Origin of the sequence: Pseudomonas sp. YuFO8, from assembly GCF_035065025.1 — a bacterium.
Classification (GTDB): Bacteria; Pseudomonadota; Gammaproteobacteria; order Pseudomonadales; family Pseudomonadaceae; genus Aquipseudomonas; species Aquipseudomonas putida_AE.
Genome location: NZ_JAXDEQ010000034.1, coordinates 38,697 through 56,605 on the forward strand (window position 1 = coordinate 38,697; position 17,909 = coordinate 56,605).

Consider the following 17,909-nt stretch of genomic DNA (forward strand, 5'->3'; position numbering starts at 1 on the left):
CGCGACGGCCTAGGCCGTCGCTTCTACCATTTGCTTTTTCGGTTGTTGCCAGGATTCGCTCGCCGTCTGGTCCATCGCTTCCTGGATCGCTCGCTTACGGCTGGCTTCGGCACGGCGGCTGAAGTACCAGACCATGAAGGTCACGATCGACACGGCCAACAGGATCAGGCTGGCCACGGCGTTGATCTCCGGTTTCACGCCCAGGCGCACCGCCGAGAACACTTCCATCGGCAGGGTGGTGGAGCCCGGGCCCGAGACGAAGCTCGCCAGCACCAGGTCATCCAGCGACAGGGCGAACGACATCATGCCGCCGGCCGCCAGTGAGGGCGCGATCATCGGGATGGTGATCAGGAAAAACACCTTGAACGGCTTGGCACCCAGGTCCATGGCCGCTTCTTCGATGGACAGGTCCAGCTCGCGAAGGCGGGCGGAGACTACCACCGCAACGTAGGCGGCACAAAACGTGGTGTGGGCGATCCAGATCGTGACGATGCCACGCTCCATCGGCCAGCCGATCATCTGCGCCATGGCCACGAACAGCAGCAACAGCGACAGACCGGTGATCACTTCCGGCATCACCAGCGGCGCGGTCACCAGGCCGCCGAACAGCGTGCGGCCCTTGAAGCGGGTGACGCGCGTCAGCACGAACGCGGCCAGCGTGCCCAGTGCGACGGCGGCAATCGCGGTGTAGCAGGCGATCTCCAGGGAACGCAGCACCGAGCCCATCAGTTGCGAGTTGTCGAGCAGGCCGGCGTACCACTTGAACGACCAGCCACCCCACACCGTCACCAGCTTCGAGGCGTTGAACGAGTAGATCACCAGGATCAGCATCGGCAGGTAGATGAACGACAGGCCGAAAATCAGCATGAACTTTGAAAATCCGAAGCGTTTCATCCCCGTGCCTCCATCTCTTTGGCTTGACTGCGGTTGAACAGCAGGATCGGCACAATCAGGATCAACAGCATCACCACCGCCAGGGCGGACGCCACCGGCCAGTCGCGGTTGTTGAAGAACTCCTGCCACAGCACGCGGCCGATCATCAGGGTCTCGGGACCGCCCAACAGCTCCGGAATCACGAACTCACCCACCACCGGAATGAACACCAGCATGCAGCCTGCGATGATGCCGTTCTTGGCCAGCGGCACGGTGATTTTCCAGAAGTTGTTGAAGTTGCTCGAGCCCAGGTCGGACGCGGCTTCCAGCAGGCTGCCATCGTGCTTGACCAGGTTGGCGTACAGCGGCAGCACCATGAACGGCAGATACGCATAGACCACGCCGATATAAACAGCGGTGTTGGTGTTGAGGATCTCGATCGGGTGCGAAGTCAGCCCGGTCCACATCAGGAAACCATTGAGCAAGCCGTTGTTGCTGAGGATGCCCATCCACGCGTAAACGCGGATCAGGATTGCGGTCCAGGTCGGCATCATGATCAACAGCAGCAGGACGTTTTGCGCTTCCTTGCTGGTCTTGGTGATGGCGTAGGCCATCGGAAAACCGATCACCAGGCACATCAGCGTGCTGAGCAATGCAACCTTCAACGAACCGAGGTAAGCCGACAGGTACAACTCGTCTTCGCCCAGCAAGGTGTAGTTGCCGATGTTGAGCAACAGGTTGAATTTCTGCTCGGCGTAGGTGTAGATCTCCGAGTAGGGCGGAATGGCCAGGGCCGCTTCCGAGAAGCTGATCTTCATCACCAGGAAGAACGGCAACAGGAAGAACAGGCACAGCCACAGGAACGGAATGCCGATGACCAGTTTTCGTCCGCTGGGCACCAGGCGCAGCAATTGCTGATTGAAGGTTTTCATGCGCGCAGTACCACGCCGCTGTCGTCTTCCCACCACACGTAGACCTGATCGTCCCAGGTCGGACGCGCACCACGGCGTTCGGCGTTAGCCATGAACGATTGGACGACCTTGCCGCCCGGCAGCTTGACGTAGAACACCGAGTGACCGCCGAGGTAGGCGATGTCATGCACCTTGCCGCTGGACCAGTTGTAGCGGGCGTCCGGCTGGGTGGTGCTGACCAGCAGTTTTTCCGGGCGGATGGCGTAGGTGATCGACTTGTCCTGCACTGACGTACTGACGCCATGGCCGACGTAGATCTTCTGCTCCAGGTCCGCGCTGTGAATGATCGCGTGGCCTTCCAGGTCTTCCACCACGGTGCCTTCGAAGGCGTTCACGTTGCCGATGAATTCGCAGACCATGCGGCTGACCGGCGCTTCATAGATGTCCACCGGGCTGCCGATCTGGGCGATCCAGCCCAGGTGCATGATCGCGATGCGCTGGGCCATGGTCATGGCTTCTTCCTGGTCGTGGGTCACCATGACGCAGGTCACGCCGACGCGCTCGATGATCTCAACCAGCTCCAGCTGCATCTGCGAGCGCAGCTTTTTATCCAGCGCGCCCATGGGTTCGTCGAGCAACAGCAGCTTCGGACGCTTTGCCAGGGAGCGGGCCAGGGCTACACGCTGACGCTGGCCGCCGGACAACTGATGGGGTTTGCGCTTGGCGTACTGGGTCATGTGCACCAGGCGCAGCATTTCTTCCACACGGGCGTCGATTTCAGCGGCGGGCAAACGATCCTGCTTGAGGCCGAAGGCGATGTTCTGCGCCACCGTCATGTGCGGGAACAGGGCGTAGGACTGGAACATCATGTTGATCGGCCGCTCGTAGGGCGGCATGTCGGTGATGTCGACGCCGTCGAGCAGGATCCGGCCTTCGGTCGGGCGCTCGAAGCCGGCGAGCATGCGCAGCAGCGTCGATTTGCCGGAGCCGGAACCACCGAGCAGGGCAAAGATCTCGCCCTGATGGATTTCCAGGGACACATCGTCCACGGCGGTGGTCTCGTCGAATTTCTTGGTGACGCGGTCGACTTTCACCAACACCTTTTTCGGTGCCTGGTGACCCTCAAGAGCCTTCCTGTAGATGCTGGAGGCGTTTGCCATGTGAAACTCCCAACAGGTTTCAGTCGTCGGGCCAACGCGGCCTGACTTAATAGTTGATTGCAAACCCTTGCAGTAAGGCGCCAATCAGGACGCGGTCTCTGTAGGAGCTGGCTTGCCAGCGAAGGCGGCCTTGCAGTCAACGATGATGTCGGCTGAAAGGGCCTCTTCGCTGGCAAGCCAGCTCCTACAAGGTATTGCGCATGCCTGACGGGCACTCCACTCGGGTTAATTCGGCGCCGCCGTCCTGGCTGCCTGGTAGTGCTTGTTGTTATTGCAGTGTGTTGTTTTCGCGGGCGAGAGGCGCGCAAAAGCCCGCCTGCCCGCTCGCGGGGGCAGTAAATGGTTTGATCGTTTATGGCGTCAGCGTGAGTTACGCAGCGCCGCCCGTTGCCGGCACGCGTCGCCAAACGCCTGGAAGATCTTCAGATACGGCGGGTTGTCCAGCACCTGCCATTCCGGGTGCCATTGCACACCGAGGGCAAATGCCTTGCTGTTCTCCACCGAGACCGCTTCGATCAAGCCATCCGGCGCGAGTGCTTCGGCGCGCAGGCCGGGAGCGAGTCGGTCGATCCCTTGGCTGTGAATCGAATTGACCTGGAACACCGGCGGCAGATCCAGCGCCTGGAACACACCGCCCGGTTGCACATCGACGGCATGGGCCGGTGCGTATTGCACCGCCAGATCCGGATGGTTGGCCTCGCGATGATCGAGGAAGCCGGGAAGTTCATGGACCTTCTGATGCAGGCTGCCACCGAACGCCACGTTCATCTCCTGGAAGCCGCGGCAGATGCCGAGCACGGGAACGCCAGCGGCAATGGCTGCGCGAATCAGGGGAAGGGTGGTGCGATCCCGCTGGGGATCGTGTTCCGTGCCGGGAGCGCTGTCGGGGCCTTGATAGTGGAAGGGTTCCACATTCGATGGCGAGCCGGTCAGCAACAGACCGTCGAGCTGCGGTAGCAGATCCTCGATTTCGGTCAGTTCGCCCAGGGAAGGAATGACGACAGGCAGCCCCAGTGCCGCAACGCTGACAGCACGCAAGTACTTTTCGCCGCTGACATGGTAGGGGTGCAGGCCAATCTGTTTGACGCATGCAGTAACACCGATCAATGGCTTGAATGCCATTTTTATCACCTCGAAGTTTCACACTTGAACGAGCTTTTCCGGAGCTTAGCCTTGTTGATTTTAATTAACAACTCTCATGTAAAAAATTCTAAACGCCGCACGTCCGAAGCTGAGGATTTACGCGTGTTCCAGGGATGATCTGGCACTCTTGTGCCTCTGAGAGGCCCGAAAATAAACGTTTAAAGGCAAGGTGTTCGCTATTGACTTCACTTTGCCTTTCGGATTGACTGGCTACGTGAAAGGGCGGTGAACATAATAATTAACAGTAAAAAATAGGTGCATCATGTCGGTCCCTCTGCGTACCGTTCAACTCAACGAAGCAAACGCATTCCTTAAGAAATATCCTGAGGTTTTGTACGTCGACCTTCTGATTGCGGATATGAACGGTGTGGTGCGCGGTAAGCGCATCGAACGCACCAGTCTTCATAAGGTTTACGAGAAAGGCATCAACCTGCCGGCGTCCCTGTTTGCCCTGGACATCAATGGCTCCACGGTGGAAAGCACCGGCCTGGGTCTGGACATCGGCGACTCCGACCGGATCTGCTACCCGATCCCCGGCACCCTGAGCATCGAGCCATGGCAGAAGCGCCCAACCGCGCAACTGCTGATGACCATGCACGAACTCGAAGGCCAGCCATTCTTCGCCGACCCGCGGGAAGTCCTGGCCAACGTGGTGCGCAAGTTCGACGACATGGGCCTGACCATCTGCGCCGCGTTCGAACTGGAGTTCTACCTGATCGACCAGGACAACGTGAATGGTCGTCCGCAATCGCCACGTTCGCCGGTGTCCGGCAAGCGTCCGATGTCGACCCAGGTGTACCTGATCGACGACCTCGACGAGTACGTCGACTGCCTGCAGGACATCCTGGAAGGTGCGAAAGAGCAGGGCATCCCGGCTGACGCCATCGTCAAGGAAAGCGCCCCTGCACAATTCGAAGTCAACCTGCACCACGTGGCCGACCCTATAAAGGCATGCGACTACGCCGTCCTGCTCAAGCGTCTGGTGAAAAACATCGCCTACGACCACGAGATGGACACCACCTTCATGGCCAAGCCGTATCCGGGCCAGGCGGGTAACGGTCTGCACGTGCACATTTCGATTCTCGACAAGGAAGGCAACAACATCTTTGCCAGCGAGGATCCCGAGCAGAACGCCGCGCTGCGTCACGCGATCGGCGGTGTGCTCGAGACCCTGCCGGCGCAGATGGCGTTCCTTTGCCCGAACGTCAACTCCTACCGTCGTTTCGGCGCGCAGTTCTACGTGCCGAACTCGCCGAGCTGGGGCGTCGACAACCGTACCGTGGCGGTCCGTGTGCCAACTGGATCACCGGATGCCGTGCGCATCGAACACCGCGTGGCCGGTGCCGACGCCAACCCGTACCTGTTGATGGCTTCGGTATTGGCCGGCGTGCACCACGGCCTGACCAACCAGATCGAGCCGGGCGCCCCGGTGGAAGGCAACAGCTACGAGCAGAACGAACAGAGCCTGCCGAACAACCTGCGCGATGCCCTGCGCGAGCTGGACGACAGCGAAGTCATGGCCAAGTACATCGACCCGATGTACATCGACGTGTTCGTGGCGTGCAAGGAAAGCGAGCTGGCCGAGTTCGAGAACTCCATCTCCGACCTTGAGTACAACTGGTACTTGCATACCGTCTGATTAGTCGGTTCAACACGATCAAATGTGGGAGCGGGCTTGCTCGCGAAAGCGGAGTGTCAGGCGACATCAATATTGGATGTGCCGGCGCCTTCGCGAGCAAGCCCGCTCCCACAGGGATCGCATTTCAAATTTGAATTGGCGGGCGTCGGCCTGACGATCACCTATTCCCCTGCGTCGAGTCACAACCATGACAACTACTCGCAGCGACTGGGAGCAACGCTTCCAGTCCCTGACAATCGAAAGCCGTGCCTTCATTGACGGCCAATACTGCGCAGCCGCCAGCGGCGCGACGTTCGAATGCATCAGCCCGGTAGACGGCCGTTTCCTGGCCAACGTCGCCAGCACCGACGAAGCCGACGCCAACCTGGCCGTCGCCGTCGCCCGCCGCACCTTCGAATCCGGCGTCTGGTCCGGGCTGGCCCCGGCCGAGCGCAAGCGCATCCTGATCCGCTTCGCCGACCTGATCCTGGCCAACCAGGAAGAACTGGCGCTGCTCGAAACCCTCGACATGGGCAAGCCGATCGGCGATTCGCTGGCCATCGACATTCCGGCCACCGCCAATGCGATCCGCTGGACCGCCGAAGCCATCGACAAGATCTACGACGAAGTGGCCGCCACCCCCCACGACCAACTGGGCCTGGTGACGCGCGAAGCGGCCGGCGTAGTAGCGGCCATCGTGCCGTGGAACTTCCCGCTGATCATGGCCAGCTGGAAATTCGCCCCGGCCCTGGCGATGGGCAACTCGTTCATCCTCAAGCCTTCGGAAAAGTCGCCGCTGACAGCCATTCGCATCGCGCAGCTGGCGCTGGATGCGGGCATCCCCAAAGGCGTGTTCAACGTGCTGCCGGGTTTCGGCCACACCGTCGGCAAGGCGCTGGCGTTGCACATGGACGTCGACGTGCTGGCCTTCACCGGCTCCACGGCGATTGCCAAGCAACTGATGATCTATGCCGGGCAAAGCAACATGAAACGCGTCTGGGCTGAAGCCGGTGGCAAGAGCGCCAACGTGGTGTTCGCCGATGCACCGGACTTGCGCGCCGCCGCGCAGGCCGCCGCTGGCGCCATTGCCTTCAACCAGGGCGAGGTCTGCACCGCCGGCTCGCGTCTGCTGGTGGAACGCTCCATCCGCGAGCAGTTCATCCCGTTGCTGGTGGAAGCCCTGCAAGGCTGGAAACCGGGGCACGCGCTCGATCCTGCGACCACCGTCGGCGCGGTGGTGGACCAGCGTCAACTGGACAACGTGCTGCGCTACATCGACATCGGCAAGGAGCAGGGCGCCCGGTTGATCGCGGGCGGCAGCCGCACCCTCGAAGACACCGGCGGCCTCTACGTCGAGCCGGCGATTTTTGACGGCGTGACCAACGCCATGACCATCGCCCAGGAAGAAATTTTCGGCCCGGTGTTGTCGGTGATCACCTTCGACACCCCTGAAGAAGCCTTGGCGATTGCCAACGACAGTATCTACGGACTGGCCGCCGGCGTGTGGACCAGCAACCTGAGCAGGGCCCACACCTTCGCCCGTGGCCTGCGTGCCGGCAGCATCTGGGTCAACCAGTACGACGGCGGCGACATGACCGCGCCGTTCGGCGGGTTCAAGCAGTCGGGCAATGGCCGGGACAAATCGCTGCATGCGTTCGACAAGTACACCGAACTGAAAGCGACCTGGATCAAGCTCTAATAACAATAAAGCGGCGGTCGCCGGCTCTTTGCGGCGGCCATCGGAGAAACTTATGAAACAAGCACATGTAAACAGCTACTACGCCGCCACCCGCAACTTCACCGGCGATTTCCCGGTGCTGGAAGGCGCGGTGGACTGCGACGTCTGCGTGATCGGCGCCGGCTATACCGGCCTGTCCTCGGCACTGTTCCTCGCTGAAGCGGGCTACAGCGTCACCGTGCTTGAAGCCGCCAAAGTCGGCTTCGGCGCCAGCGGTCGCAACGGTGGTCAACTGGTCAACTCCTACAGCCGTGACGTCGACGTCATCGAAGAGCGCTACGGCGACAAGACCGCCGAAGTCCTCGGCAGCATGATCTTCGAAGGCGCCGACATCATCCGTCAGCGCATACAGCACTACGACATCCAGTGCGACTACCGTCCGGGCGGCATATTTGCCGCGATGAACAAGAAGCAGCTCAAGGGCCTGGCCGAACAGAAGAAGGGCTGGGAACGCTACGGCAACAAGAACCTGACCATGCTCGGCAAGGATGACATCAAGCGCGAAGTCGGTTCCGACGCCTACGTCGGCGGCCTGCTGGACATGCAGGGCGGGCATATTCACCCGCTGAACCTGGCGCTGGGCGAGGCTTCGGCGATCATCGGCCTGGGCGGCAAGATCTACGAGCAATCGGCGGCGGTGGAAATCACCTATGGCGAGCCGATCACCGTACGCACCGCCAAAGGCGTGGTGAAGGCCAAGTACCTGCTGATCGCCGGTAACGCCTACCTGCCGCAGGGCCTGGACAACCGCGTGACCAGCAAGAGCATGCCGTGCGGTTCGCAGATTGTCGTCACCGAGCCGTTGTCGGAAAAGCAGGCCCGCAGCCTGATCAAGAACAACTACTGCGTCGAAGACTGCAACTACCTGCTCGACTACTACCGCCTGACCGCCGACAACCGCCTGCTCTACGGCGGTGGCGTGGTCTACGGCGCCCGTGAGCCGGACGACATCGAACAACTGATCCGCCCGAAAATCCTCAAGACCTTCCCGCAGTTGAAGGACGTGAAGATCGACTACCGCTGGACCGGCAATTTCCTGCTGACCATGTCGCGCATGCCGCAATTCGGCCGTATCGAGAAAAACGCCTACTACATGCAGGGCTACAGCGGCCACGGCGTCACCTGTTCGCACCTGGCGGGCAAGCTGATTTCGGAAATGATCCGCGGCGACGCCGAACGCTTCGACGCCTTCGCCTCGCTGCCGCACATGCCGATGATTGGCGGGCGCACCTTCTCGGCGCCTTTGACCGCCCTGGGTGCGGTGTACTACTCGCTGCGCGACCGTTTCGGGATCTAAGCTTTACCTCGCCGGTGGTCAACCCCAGGAAGGCCACCGGCTTTTTACCTGAAACACCACGTTCCCGTGTAGGAGCTGCCGCAGGCTGCGATCTTTTGATCTTGCTTTTCAAGATCAAGATCAAAAGATCGCAGCCTGCGGCAGCTCCTACAGCAACACCCACAAACGTGATTTAATAGCCGCCTTTCACGTTTCCGGGACAGGAAAACGGCGCGATCCACGCCTGCTCTCCACCCCCATTACCCTTGCGTACCAAGCACATAAGGCTGTCATGGACACGGGCTCACGACTCAAATTAGTACGCGAAAGCTACAAACTGTCCCAGCGCGAGCTGGCCCGGCGTAGCGGCGTCACCAATGCCACCATTTCCCTGATCGAGCAGAATCGCGTCAGTCCTTCCGTCAGCTCGCTGAAAAAGCTGCTCGAAGGCATTCCCATGTCCCTGGCCGACTTCTTCACCTTCGATCAACCGCCGCGCGAGCACCAATACGTCTTCCGCGCCAACGAACAGCCCGACCTCGGCCGCCACGGCCTGCGCCTGCTGCTGATCGGCGCGTCCGTGCCAAGCCGGCAGATGCGTCTGCTGCGCGAACAATACGCACCGGGTGCCAGTTCCGGGGAAGAGCCGATCGTGCATTCGGAAGGCGAGGAGTGCGGTCTGGTCACCCGTGGCACCGTCGAACTGACGGTGGATGGGCAGATCAGTGTGCTCAATGCCGGGGACGGGTATTACTTTCCGACGACCTTGCCGCACAAGTTTCGCAATATCGGCCAGGATGAGGCGGAAATCATCAGCGCGAACACGCCGGCGAACTTCTGATTACGGCGGGTGTGATCCGGCGGCGCATCATCCATGGTGCTTGATAAAAAACCGATGCCCGCTCAGGCATCGGTTTTTTTTATTTGGTTTTCCAGTGACCACCGCCCGACTCGCAATCAATCTTGGCTTGGGCGATGTGCTCGGCACCGTAGTAATACGTCGTGACCTGGGCATTGTCGGGAATGTTGACCGACTGACTGTTCTTGTCCTTGCTGGTGGAATGAGGGTTGGCCAGGGATTCCTGGGTCAAGGTGGCGATGCAGGTGGCCTGGTAATGATCGTCACAATGTTCGACTTTCTTCTTGGTACTGGTCAGCATCTCCTTGCTCTCGTTGCTGCATGACCAGTCGATGGAATTGACCGGCATGCCTTCGTACTCATAGCAGCTATGACTTTCCACCACGGGAATGGAAGCGCTTTGGGATCGGGTCAGCACGTCGCAACCTTCGGCGTACGCCAGGGCAGGGCACAGGCCAGCGAGCAAAAGCAGCAGTCTAGTGTTCATCGGGATTTCCTCTCCAATGGCGCCTTGTTTGATCCAGGATCAGCGCTGATAAAGTTTCGAAACCCCGATGTGGCCTGTGGTTCCATGCATTTCGCTCAGTCACGAAGCGTTAACGCATTTCCCCGGCCTTATTGTCGGGCCTGTGCTGGATCCGGGTGGTGAGCGATGTGCTTGGGCCCCGCCAGGGCCCACAGTATCAGCCCGATCAGCGGCACAAACACGATCACCACCATCCACACACCTTTGCTGCTCGCTTTGCCTGCGCTTTTGCGCACCCGATTGATGGCCCACAACTCGATCAACAGAAGAACGGCTGCCAATACAATCCACGTCGTTTCGATCTGCATGTAGTCACCTCCTGAATAGTCTTTCAGTTAGGTGGGCTGGTGGACACAGGGTTCAGTTAATTTGCGGTTTTCTAGAATGGGGGTATCGGCGCACTCTAACGTTCGTCGGATCTCATGTGGCTATCAGCGGATTTGGCTGCCCGTTCCATCACGGCTGCTAAGCTTCGTCGTTGCAGCACCCGAGCCAGTCCTGGGCTCACGTTGCGTGCGCAACCACGGAGTTCCACCTCTTTTCCTGTCGGCAATCTGCACGGAGGCAGGCGATGGTGATCAAGCGCATGGTTGATTCGAGCGCGGCGGGGGTTCCCGTGCCGCTCGATCCTGAAGAGATGCAGCGCGTACTGGCGTTGCTGCTGGCCAGCCCGTTGTTCGCCAAATCCCGGCGCATGGGCAGTTTGTTGCGCTTTCTGGTCGAGCACGACCTGCAACCTTCAAATACCCCCCTTACCGAACACGCCATCGGCATCGCGGTGTTCCGTCGCGATCCGGCGGTGTACTGCACCGGCGACGATCCGGTGGTGCGGGTGCAGGTGGGGCGGTTGCGGCGCAAGCTGGCGGCGCATTACGCCAGCAACGGCCAGCAGGACCCGGTTCGGCTGAGCATACCGGCAGGGTGTTATCGCCTGGCTTATCAGCGGTTGCAAACCAAGGGGACCGCCACCCGCCATCCGGTTTTGCAGATCCAGCCGTTCACCTGCATCACCCCGGATGGCGATGACTTCGCCCGGGGCTTGTGCGAAGAGCTGAGCTGTCGCTTGTTCGAGTCGTTCGAGCAAACGCAAAGCGTGGCCAATCATGTGTTGATGAAGGTGCCGCGCAGCAGCGTAAAAGCAGCGGAGGGCCGGCGCGGCGGGCGCTACAGCTATTGCCTGGAAGGCAGCGTGCGGGTCGAGCCGGCGCGGGTGCGGGCGTCGTTGCGCCTGGTGGATGTGGCGCAGGGGCGGATTCGCTGGTCGGCGCAGTTCGATCGCAACCAGCCTTATGGCATCGCCACCCAGGAGGACCTGGCGCAATCGATCTGCCTGTCCCTGACGGGCTACTTTGCCAAAGGCGCGATCGACGAATGAAAGGGGCAACCCTGGGGTTGCCCCGGTGCGCAGCAGTTACACGGTTTTCCATTGACCGCCTTCGTAAAGGCGACCGGCGGTGTTTTCGAACGTCAGGTCGATTTCGATCGCCTTGGAGCGTGAGGTACTGAACATGGTACTGGTCTGTACGTTCTGTTCGAACCATACGAGGATGGTTTCAACGGGGGTCAGTACGGTTTTACCGGTGACGACCGGGTCCACCGCCACGTAGATCGGCGTGCTGACCTGATTGCCATCGATGCCGGTGGACAGCTGGTTGATCCCCGGATGGATCGGCGCGTACTCGTTCACAAAGGTCATGGAAACGTCCGGGCCGCCCGTGATCGCCGGGCTCAGCAGGCCGTGTTCATCGAGTGTCGAGGTTTGCCCAAGACCGATATTGACGATGTTGGTCGAGACTTTGACCTGGACGTTTTCCTTGAACACGTTGGAGGCGAACAGCTGATACAACGGCGTCCAGCTGAATTCGTTATTGCTCAGGTACGCGACATAGGACTGCCAGACCACGTTGTAGTCGGCGGTGCCGACCTTCTTGGCAAAGCACAGCTTGTAGCCAGACTTCTTGAGCAGGGTCAGGTCGCCGGCGGCGATTTCGATGGTGACGGTTTTTTGCGCCGCCGCCAGGGCGGACTTCAAGACCCTGCCATAGTCCGACGCCTTCAGTTGCGTTGCACCCATGATCGACTTGACGGCTTCTTGCACATCATCGTGCAGCTGCTGGCGTTGTTGGCTGACAGCGTTTGATTGGCTCATGGTGTCCCTCTTCCTTGGTGGTGTGTTGGGCAATCGATGGGTGGAGGGCAGTCAACCCGGTCCATCCATCGAGGGCTTCACTCTAGGTTCAGGCAGCGCATGGGCTAAGTGTCTTGGCGTTACAGGCGGGTAACGGGGGGGTATCAATCAGGTTGAAGTGGCGGGGCGAACGACGGGCCGCCCCGCCAGGGCCTCAGGCTGCCTTCACATCGGCCCAGACGAAGTTCCAGCTGGTGCGCTTGCCCTTGGCAATCTCGATCAGCTTGTTCTCATACACCGTGTGATTGACCAGGCCGGCGTAGGTCAGGGTGCGAGCAGCGTTGTTGCCGCTGCACTCGCCCGGTACGCCGCCAGACTCGAACATGGCTTTTATCATGTCGGCTTCCGACGGGGCGCTGCTCTGGTTTTTTTCAACTTTGACGAAACTCATGATGTCACCTCTTCCGTGATGGGAAATCGGTGCGGTTGAGGGTCGACAGCGTTCGTGCCTGCCGCAACACACCGAAGGCCATACTGTATTGGCCTGCCGTGCGGCGCAGAAGTGACAAGTGGGGCAGTGAGGTAACAGCACGATCGGGGGGACGTATCAGCGAGGTATCAAGCGCGGGTCGATTCAGGTGGAGTTTGCTCGCGAAAGGCCTGACGATCCATGTCAGGGCTTTGTCGCGAGCAGGCTTGTGGATCTTGATTACAGGCTGGTAGCGAGTTTCCCACTCGACAACCGACGCTTGTAGGCACTGTCGCGATTGGCCAGCCACCAGTACAGCGGCGAGGTAATCACCAGGCCCACCAACCAGGACAGATCCGCGCCGTTGATGTGCTCGGAAATCGGTCCGACGTACAGCGGCGTGTTCATGAACGGAATCTGCACCAGGATGCCGATCGCGTAGGCCAGCAGCGCCTGCGGGTTGTAGCGCCCGTAGATGCCGCCATCGACGTGGAAGATCGAGTCGATGTCGTACTTGCCCTTGTGAATGGCGTAGAAGTCGATCAGGTTGATCGCCGTCCACGGCACCAGCACCACCAGCAACACCAGCACCATGTCGACGAAGTGGCCGATGAAGTCAGCGGAGGCACCGACGGCGGCGAAGCAGCAGGCGCCGAGCACGATCACCGAGAGCACGGCGCGGCTCTTGGCGGTGGGGATCCAGCGGTAGGCGAAGGTCTGCACGAGGGTGATCAGCGACAGTACGGCGCCGTAGAGGTTGAGGGCGTTGTGGCTGATGACGCTGAGCAGGAACAGCACCAGCATCAGCGGGCCGATGGAACCGGTGGCGAGCTTGACCGCGTCCATGGTGTCCATGCCGACGGGCGTGGCCAGTACGGCGACGGCGCCGAAGACAAACGACAGGCTGGAACCGAGCACGGTGCCCAGGTAGGTGGTCCAGAAGGTCGACGCCACGGGCACGTCGGCCGGCAGGTAGCGCGAGTAGTCGGACACGTAGGGCGCGAAGGCGATCTGCCAGAGCGCGGCCAGGGACACCGTCGCCAGCCAGCCGGAGATGTTGAAGCTGCCGCGGGTGAGGAAGTCGTCCGTCTGCACGTGGGTCAGGATGTAGGCGAAACCCAGCACGATGCCGATGCCCAGCACCCAGGTGCCGATACGGTTGAGCACGTGGATGAAGCGATAGCCGATGATGCCGATGATGCCCGAACCCAAGGCGCCGATGACGATGCCCACGGGCACCGGGACGCTGTCGACCACGCCGTGCAGGGACTTGCCAGCCAGCACGATGTTGGAGGCGAAGAAGCCGATGTACATGACGCCGGCGATCAGCACCACCAGCAGCGCGCCGAGGGAGCCGAATTGCGCGCGGCTCTGGATCATCTGCGGGATGCCCATCTGCGGGCCCTGGGCCGAGTGCAGCGCCATCAGCACGCCGCCGACCAGATGGCCGACGAGGATGGCGACGATGCCCCACACCAGGTTCAGGTGAAACAGCTGCACGCCGAGGGCGCCGGTGACGATGGGCAAGGGCGCGATGTTGCCACCGAACCACAGGGTGAACAGGTCGCGCGTCTTGCCATGACGGTCTTGCGGCGGCACGTAGCCGATCGTGTGTTTCTCGATGAGCGGAGCGCTCGTTGCTGCAGTGGTTACCATGACGAACTCCAAGGCAAAGTGAGTACGTGGACGTACTTCGGTGAGCGTCGCGCGAACGACGCTTTTCTTGTTGGAGCGATCATGTGCAATGGATCGGGATAGATAAATTAGTAAGTTTGTTGCTTCAAACCTTAAAAAATATATGCCGCGCCGGCGGTCGCCTCCGGTATGTTCAGCCTTGACCGCAGGCCGGCACCAACCCCTTGTGTGCGCTGCCGATTCCTTGACCCTGATGTTCTGTTTTCCGGAGGTTCCCATGGCCGCCTACAACCTGCGCCAGCTCAGGTATTTCGTCACCACGGCCGACTGCGGCAGCGTGGCGGAGGCCTCGCGCAAGCTCTACATCGCGCAGCCATCGGTATCGACGGCGATCAAGCACCTGGAAGAAAGTTTTGGCGTGCAACTGTTCATCCGCCATCACGCTCAGGGGGTGTCGCTGACGCCGAGCGGCTCGCGGTTCTACCGCAAGGCCCAGGAGCTGCTGCGGGTCGCCCATGAGTTCGAGCAGAACGCCCTGGCGGACAACGACGTGGTGGCGGGACAGATCGACATCGGTTGTTTTGAAACCGTGGCACCCCTGTACCTGCCACGCCTGATCGCTGGTTTCAAGGAGCGCTGGCCCGGGGTGGAAATACGCATTCGCGATGGCGAGCAGCAGGAACTGGTGCAGGCGTTGACCGCCGGCAGCATCGACATGGCCATGGTCTACGAACATGACCTGGACAGCACCATCGAGACCGTGGCGTTGATGCCGGCCCAGCAACCCTATGCCTTGCTGCCCGCCGACCATCGCTTCGCCCAGCAGGCGAAAGTCTCGCTGCACGACCTGGTGCTGGAGCCGATGATTTTGCTGGACGTGGTGCCCAGCCGAACCTACTTCGTGAGCATTTTCGAAGAGCGCGGGCTGACGCCGAACATCGTGTTCAGCTCGCCGTCGATCGAGATGGTGCGCGGGATGGTCGGGCGGGGTTTCGGCTTTTCGATCCTGGTGACCAAACCGTTTTCCGAATACACCTATGACGGGCAAAAAGTCGTGTGCGTGCCGCTGGCCGAAAACGTCACCGGCTCGGGGTTGTCCGCGGCGTGGTTGCGCCGGGCACAGCTGACCAAGCCGGTGCAGCTGTTCGTCGATTACTGCCAGGAAGAACTGGCCCGACTCTATACCTGAGCGTCGGGCCAGGGATCAGTTGCTGATTGCCAGCAGCATCCGTTGCAGCATGGCGTCGCAGCCGTTCAGTTGCTCCAGGCTGACGAACTCATCGGGTTTATGGCCTTGCTCCATGCTGCCCGGGCCGCACACCACCGTCGGGATGCCCGCTGCATCGAACAGACCGCCTTCGGTGCCGAACGCCACCGTGCCGAATTCCCGCGAGCCGGAAAACGCGGCGATCAATTCCGCGGCTTCGCTACGGGCATCGGTGGCCAGGCCGGGGTACGCCGACAACTCACTGAAACGGATCTCGCTGTGCTCGCTCACGGCGCGCATGCGCGGCAACAACTGCTGTTCGGCATAGGCCTGCAGTTCCTCTGCCACCAGGCGCGGGTCGTGGGAGGGCAGGGCGCGAACTTCGAAGTCGAAGCGGCAGTCGGCCGGCACGATGTTCAAGGCCTTGCCGCCGCCAATCACCCCGGTTTGCACGGTGGAGAACGGCGGATCGAAGCGCGGGTCATGCAGCTCCGGAGCCTTGAGCCGTTGGCCGATGCGCCCCAGTTCACCGATCAGCTCGGCTGCGTATTCGATGGCATTGACCCCGAGCGGGGCGTAGGCCGAATGGCAGGCGTGACCGTGGATGTCGCAGCGCATCGCCAGCTTGCCCTTGTGGCCCAGCACCGGTTTGAGCTCGGTGGGTTCGCCAATGATGCACAGCAGCGGTTTGACCGGACGTTGCTCGAGGGCCTTGAGCAGGGAGCGCACGCCCAGGCAGCCGACTTCCTCGTCGTAGGACAGGGCGATATGCACCGGCAGGCGCAACGAGGCCTGCACCAGCGCCGGCACCAGGGCGAGCACGCAAGCGATGTAGCCCTTCATGTCCGCCGTGCCGCGACCGTACAGCAGGCCATCGCGCTCGGTGAGCTGGAACGGCGCGACGGTCCACGGCTGGCCGTCGACCGGGACCACGTCGGTGTGCCCCGATAGCACGATGCCCGGCCGGTCCGCCGGGCCGATCGTGGCGAACAGGTTGGCTTTGCTGCGCTCCTGGTTGTAGACCAGCTGGCACGGCACATCGAAGCCTGCGAGGTAGTCGCGGACAAACTCGATCAGCTGCAGGTTGGATTCGCGGCTGGTGGTGTCGAACGCCACCAGCGTTGTGAGCAGATCGCGGCTGGCGCTCATCGATCGTCTCCAGCGACGCCGTAGCCAGGGGACCGGTCGGGCGCCAGGGCGCGGTCGATGTAGTCCTGGACCTGCGGACGGTAGGCCTGCCAGAGCTTTTGCAGCTGGCCAATCGGATCTTCGTCGGCCCAGTCGACCCGCAGGTTGACGATCGGCCAGGTCAGCTCACCGACCACCATGACCGCCGCCGAATGCACCGGTCCGGCTTCGCCACCAGCCGCCACGCCACCTTGCATCGCCGCGATCAAGCGGTCGGCCAGTTGGCCTTCAGCCTGTTCGAAGGCGCGGACCATGGCCTCGATCACCGCCGGGCTGGCAAGCATGTTGCCGGCCGCCACGCATTGCTCGCCGGACACCGCATTGTGGTTGCCCAGGGTTTGCGCGCCGCTGAAGTGCGCGGTGCGGCCGAGGTGGTCGATGGCGGTGATCTGCCGGTACTGGCTGTAGCCGTTGCGGGTCAGCACCTTGTCCAGGGCCTCGGCGGGTGGCAGACCCTGCTCCATCAGGGCCAGGGTTTCCGGGCCAAGAGAGGGCAGGGTGATGTTTTGCGTGGAGACGGCGCCCACACCGGGCAATAACCAGGGGCAGCGGGCGCCGACAGCGATACTCGAGGAGCTGATGGCGATGCCGAACTGACCGGTGTCGGGGCAGCGGGCGGCGATGGAAAAGGTCATGGGGCGGGTCCTTGTCTGGATTTTGTAGGAGCGAGCTCGCTCCTACAGAAGATCAATGGCGGGAGCGGGCGGCTGGAGTTTGTCGCGACGCGGTCTGCCCGTTATTCCGGGATCACCGCAATCACATCGATCTCCATCAGCCACTGCGGCTGACCCAATGCCGTCACCACCAGCCCGGTGGAAATCGGGAATACGCCTTTGAGCCACTTGCCCACTTCCTGATACACCGGTTCGCGGTAGCGCGGATCGATCAGGTAGGTGGTGGTCTTGACGATGTGGCTCAGGTCGCTGCCAGCTTCTTCCAGCAGTTGCTTGACGTTGCGCATGGCCTGCTCGGTCTGTGCCCGCGGATCGCCCAGGCCAACCAGGTTGCCCTCGAAATCGGTGCCGACCTGGCCGCGCACATACACAGTGTTACCGGCGCGGACGGCCTGGCACAGGTCGTTGTCCAGGCTCTGGTTCGGGTAGGTTTCCTTGGTGTTGAACATGCGAATGCGGGTATGGGTTGGCGTGGTCATTTGAAATTCCTTAAATATGGGGAGC

At 61.4% G+C, this 17,909-nt stretch carries 18 protein-coding genes; 6 read left to right on the plus strand and 12 right to left on the minus strand.

Translation table 11 applies throughout. From position 1 onward, the window contains the following. Window positions 1-9 precede the first annotated feature (9 nt). The 4 genes from SOP95_RS24145 to SOP95_RS24160 form a co-directional block, all read right to left on the minus strand. Window positions 10-894, minus strand: coding sequence for an ABC transporter permease subunit (locus SOP95_RS24145; RefSeq protein ID WP_274077577.1), 885 nt, complete (start codon window positions 892-894; stop codon window positions 10-12). Next, window positions 891-1,772: an ABC transporter permease subunit gene (locus tag SOP95_RS24150; protein ID WP_274077601.1), complete on the minus strand. Its 882-nt coding sequence runs from the start codon at window positions 1,770-1,772 to the stop codon at window positions 891-893. Before SOP95_RS24150 ends, SOP95_RS24145 begins: the two co-directional genes overlap by 4 nt. A gap of 29 nt (window positions 1,773-1,801) precedes the next feature. Further along, complete coding sequence (gene potA / locus SOP95_RS24155) at window positions 1,802-2,944, minus strand: polyamine ABC transporter ATP-binding protein (RefSeq protein ID WP_274077578.1); 1,143 nt, start codon at window positions 2,942-2,944, stop codon at window positions 1,802-1,804. Window positions 2,945-3,304: 360 nt separating this feature from the next. Further along, window positions 3,305-4,066, minus strand: coding sequence for a gamma-glutamyl-gamma-aminobutyrate hydrolase family protein (locus tag SOP95_RS24160; protein ID WP_323608571.1), 762 nt, complete (start codon window positions 4,064-4,066; stop codon window positions 3,305-3,307). 283 nt (window positions 4,067-4,349) lie between these two features. Here SOP95_RS24160 and SOP95_RS24165 point away from each other — a divergent pair, with 283 nt between their 5' ends. From SOP95_RS24165 to SOP95_RS24180, 4 genes are all read left to right on the plus strand, one after another. Beyond that, complete coding sequence (locus tag SOP95_RS24165; protein WP_008063763.1) at window positions 4,350-5,726, plus strand: glutamine synthetase family protein; 1,377 nt, start codon at window positions 4,350-4,352, stop codon at window positions 5,724-5,726. Between the two features lie 187 nt (window positions 5,727-5,913). Then, window positions 5,914-7,404: an aldehyde dehydrogenase gene (locus SOP95_RS24170; protein WP_323608573.1), complete on the plus strand. Its 1,491-nt coding sequence runs from the start codon at window positions 5,914-5,916 to the stop codon at window positions 7,402-7,404. A gap of 52 nt (window positions 7,405-7,456) precedes the next feature. Then, window positions 7,457-8,740 (plus strand): NAD(P)/FAD-dependent oxidoreductase, encoded by a 1,284-nt coding sequence (locus SOP95_RS24175; protein WP_274077582.1) that lies wholly within the window; start codon window positions 7,457-7,459, stop codon window positions 8,738-8,740. Window positions 8,741-9,011: 271 nt separating this feature from the next. Next, window positions 9,012-9,560, plus strand: a complete 549-nt coding sequence (locus SOP95_RS24180; RefSeq protein WP_007946335.1) for a cupin domain-containing protein — start codon at window positions 9,012-9,014, stop codon at window positions 9,558-9,560. A 79-nt stretch (window positions 9,561-9,639) separates the two neighbouring features. Here the strand turns inward: SOP95_RS24180 and SOP95_RS24185 are convergent, their stop codons facing one another. After that, window positions 9,640-10,065: a hypothetical protein gene (locus SOP95_RS24185; protein ID WP_274077583.1), complete on the minus strand. Its 426-nt coding sequence runs from the start codon at window positions 10,063-10,065 to the stop codon at window positions 9,640-9,642. 128 nt (window positions 10,066-10,193) lie between these two features. Beyond that, a complete protein-coding gene (locus tag SOP95_RS24190; protein ID WP_274077584.1) occupies window positions 10,194-10,412 on the minus strand; it encodes a PLD nuclease N-terminal domain-containing protein in 219 nt (72 codons plus the stop codon). Between the two features lie 263 nt (window positions 10,413-10,675). Here SOP95_RS24190 and SOP95_RS24195 point away from each other — a divergent pair, with 263 nt between their 5' ends. After that, window positions 10,676-11,479, plus strand: coding sequence for a hypothetical protein (locus tag SOP95_RS24195; protein WP_323608577.1), 804 nt, complete (start codon window positions 10,676-10,678; stop codon window positions 11,477-11,479). Window positions 11,480-11,515: 36 nt separating this feature from the next. On the opposite strand, the gene SOP95_RS24200 is transcribed toward SOP95_RS24195, so the two are convergent. From SOP95_RS24200 to SOP95_RS24210, 3 genes are all read right to left on the minus strand, one after another. Beyond that, the gene (locus SOP95_RS24200; RefSeq protein ID WP_274077586.1) at window positions 11,516-12,253 is read right to left on the minus strand and encodes a hypothetical protein; all 738 of its coding nucleotides are present in this window, start codon (window positions 12,251-12,253) and stop codon (window positions 11,516-11,518) included. Window positions 12,254-12,446: 193 nt separating this feature from the next. Then, complete coding sequence (locus SOP95_RS24205) at window positions 12,447-12,683, minus strand: hypothetical protein (RefSeq protein ID WP_274077587.1); 237 nt, start codon at window positions 12,681-12,683, stop codon at window positions 12,447-12,449. Window positions 12,684-12,941: 258 nt separating this feature from the next. After that, entirely contained in the window at window positions 12,942-14,357 is a 1,416-nt protein-coding gene (locus SOP95_RS24210; protein ID WP_323608578.1) for a purine-cytosine permease family protein, read from the minus strand. A gap of 256 nt (window positions 14,358-14,613) precedes the next feature. On the opposite strand from SOP95_RS24210, the gene SOP95_RS24215 reads away from it, so the two are divergent. Further along, complete coding sequence (locus SOP95_RS24215) at window positions 14,614-15,525, plus strand: LysR family transcriptional regulator (protein WP_274077589.1); 912 nt, start codon at window positions 14,614-14,616, stop codon at window positions 15,523-15,525. A 15-nt stretch (window positions 15,526-15,540) separates the two neighbouring features. On the opposite strand, the gene argE is transcribed toward SOP95_RS24215, so the two are convergent. From argE to SOP95_RS24230, 3 genes are all read right to left on the minus strand, one after another. Continuing rightward, window positions 15,541-16,692: an acetylornithine deacetylase gene (gene argE / locus SOP95_RS24220; protein WP_323608580.1), complete on the minus strand. Its 1,152-nt coding sequence runs from the start codon at window positions 16,690-16,692 to the stop codon at window positions 15,541-15,543. Continuing rightward, entirely contained in the window at window positions 16,689-17,366 is a 678-nt protein-coding gene (locus tag SOP95_RS24225; protein WP_323608581.1) for a DUF1028 domain-containing protein, read from the minus strand. Before SOP95_RS24225 ends, argE begins: the two co-directional genes overlap by 4 nt. 101 nt (window positions 17,367-17,467) lie before the next feature. Further along, window positions 17,468-17,884, minus strand: coding sequence for a RidA family protein (locus SOP95_RS24230; protein ID WP_008058648.1), 417 nt, complete (start codon window positions 17,882-17,884; stop codon window positions 17,468-17,470). Window positions 17,885-17,909 lie beyond the last annotated feature (25 nt).

What these genes read in the sequence shown, in the direction of transcription:
- SOP95_RS24175 (WP_274077582.1), top strand. Translation starts at nt 7,457, where the DNA reads ATGAAACAAGCACATGTAAACAGCTACTACGCCGCCACCCGCAACTTC.
- SOP95_RS24215 (WP_274077589.1), top strand. Translation starts at nt 14,614, where the DNA reads ATGGCCGCCTACAACCTGCGCCAGCTCAGGTATTTCGTCACCACGGCC.
- SOP95_RS24160 (WP_323608571.1), bottom strand. Translation starts at nt 4,066, where the DNA reads ATGGCATTCAAGCCATTGATCGGTGTTACTGCATGCGTCAAACAGATT.
- SOP95_RS24185 (WP_274077583.1), bottom strand. Translation starts at nt 10,065, where the DNA reads ATGAACACTAGACTGCTGCTTTTGCTCGCTGGCCTGTGCCCTGCCCTG.
- argE (WP_323608580.1), bottom strand. Translation starts at nt 16,692, where the DNA reads ATGAGCGCCAGCCGCGATCTGCTCACAACGCTGGTGGCGTTCGACACC.
- SOP95_RS24200 (WP_274077586.1), bottom strand. Translation starts at nt 12,253, where the DNA reads ATGAGCCAATCAAACGCTGTCAGCCAACAACGCCAGCAGCTGCACGAT.
- SOP95_RS24180 (WP_007946335.1), top strand. Translation starts at nt 9,012, where the DNA reads ATGGACACGGGCTCACGACTCAAATTAGTACGCGAAAGCTACAAACTG.
- SOP95_RS24190 (WP_274077584.1), bottom strand. Translation starts at nt 10,412, where the DNA reads ATGCAGATCGAAACGACGTGGATTGTATTGGCAGCCGTTCTTCTGTTG.
- SOP95_RS24165 (WP_008063763.1), top strand. Translation starts at nt 4,350, where the DNA reads ATGTCGGTCCCTCTGCGTACCGTTCAACTCAACGAAGCAAACGCATTC.
- SOP95_RS24210 (WP_323608578.1), bottom strand. Translation starts at nt 14,357, where the DNA reads ATGGTAACCACTGCAGCAACGAGCGCTCCGCTCATCGAGAAACACACG.
- SOP95_RS24230 (WP_008058648.1), bottom strand. Translation starts at nt 17,884, where the DNA reads ATGACCACGCCAACCCATACCCGCATTCGCATGTTCAACACCAAGGAA.
- SOP95_RS24170 (WP_323608573.1), top strand. Translation starts at nt 5,914, where the DNA reads ATGACAACTACTCGCAGCGACTGGGAGCAACGCTTCCAGTCCCTGACA.
- SOP95_RS24205 (WP_274077587.1), bottom strand. Translation starts at nt 12,683, where the DNA reads ATGAGTTTCGTCAAAGTTGAAAAAAACCAGAGCAGCGCCCCGTCGGAA.
- potA (WP_274077578.1), bottom strand. Translation starts at nt 2,944, where the DNA reads ATGGCAAACGCCTCCAGCATCTACAGGAAGGCTCTTGAGGGTCACCAG.
- SOP95_RS24225 (WP_323608581.1), bottom strand. Translation starts at nt 17,366, where the DNA reads ATGACCTTTTCCATCGCCGCCCGCTGCCCCGACACCGGTCAGTTCGGC.
- SOP95_RS24195 (WP_323608577.1), top strand. Translation starts at nt 10,676, where the DNA reads ATGGTGATCAAGCGCATGGTTGATTCGAGCGCGGCGGGGGTTCCCGTG.
- SOP95_RS24145 (WP_274077577.1), bottom strand. Translation starts at nt 894, where the DNA reads ATGAAACGCTTCGGATTTTCAAAGTTCATGCTGATTTTCGGCCTGTCG.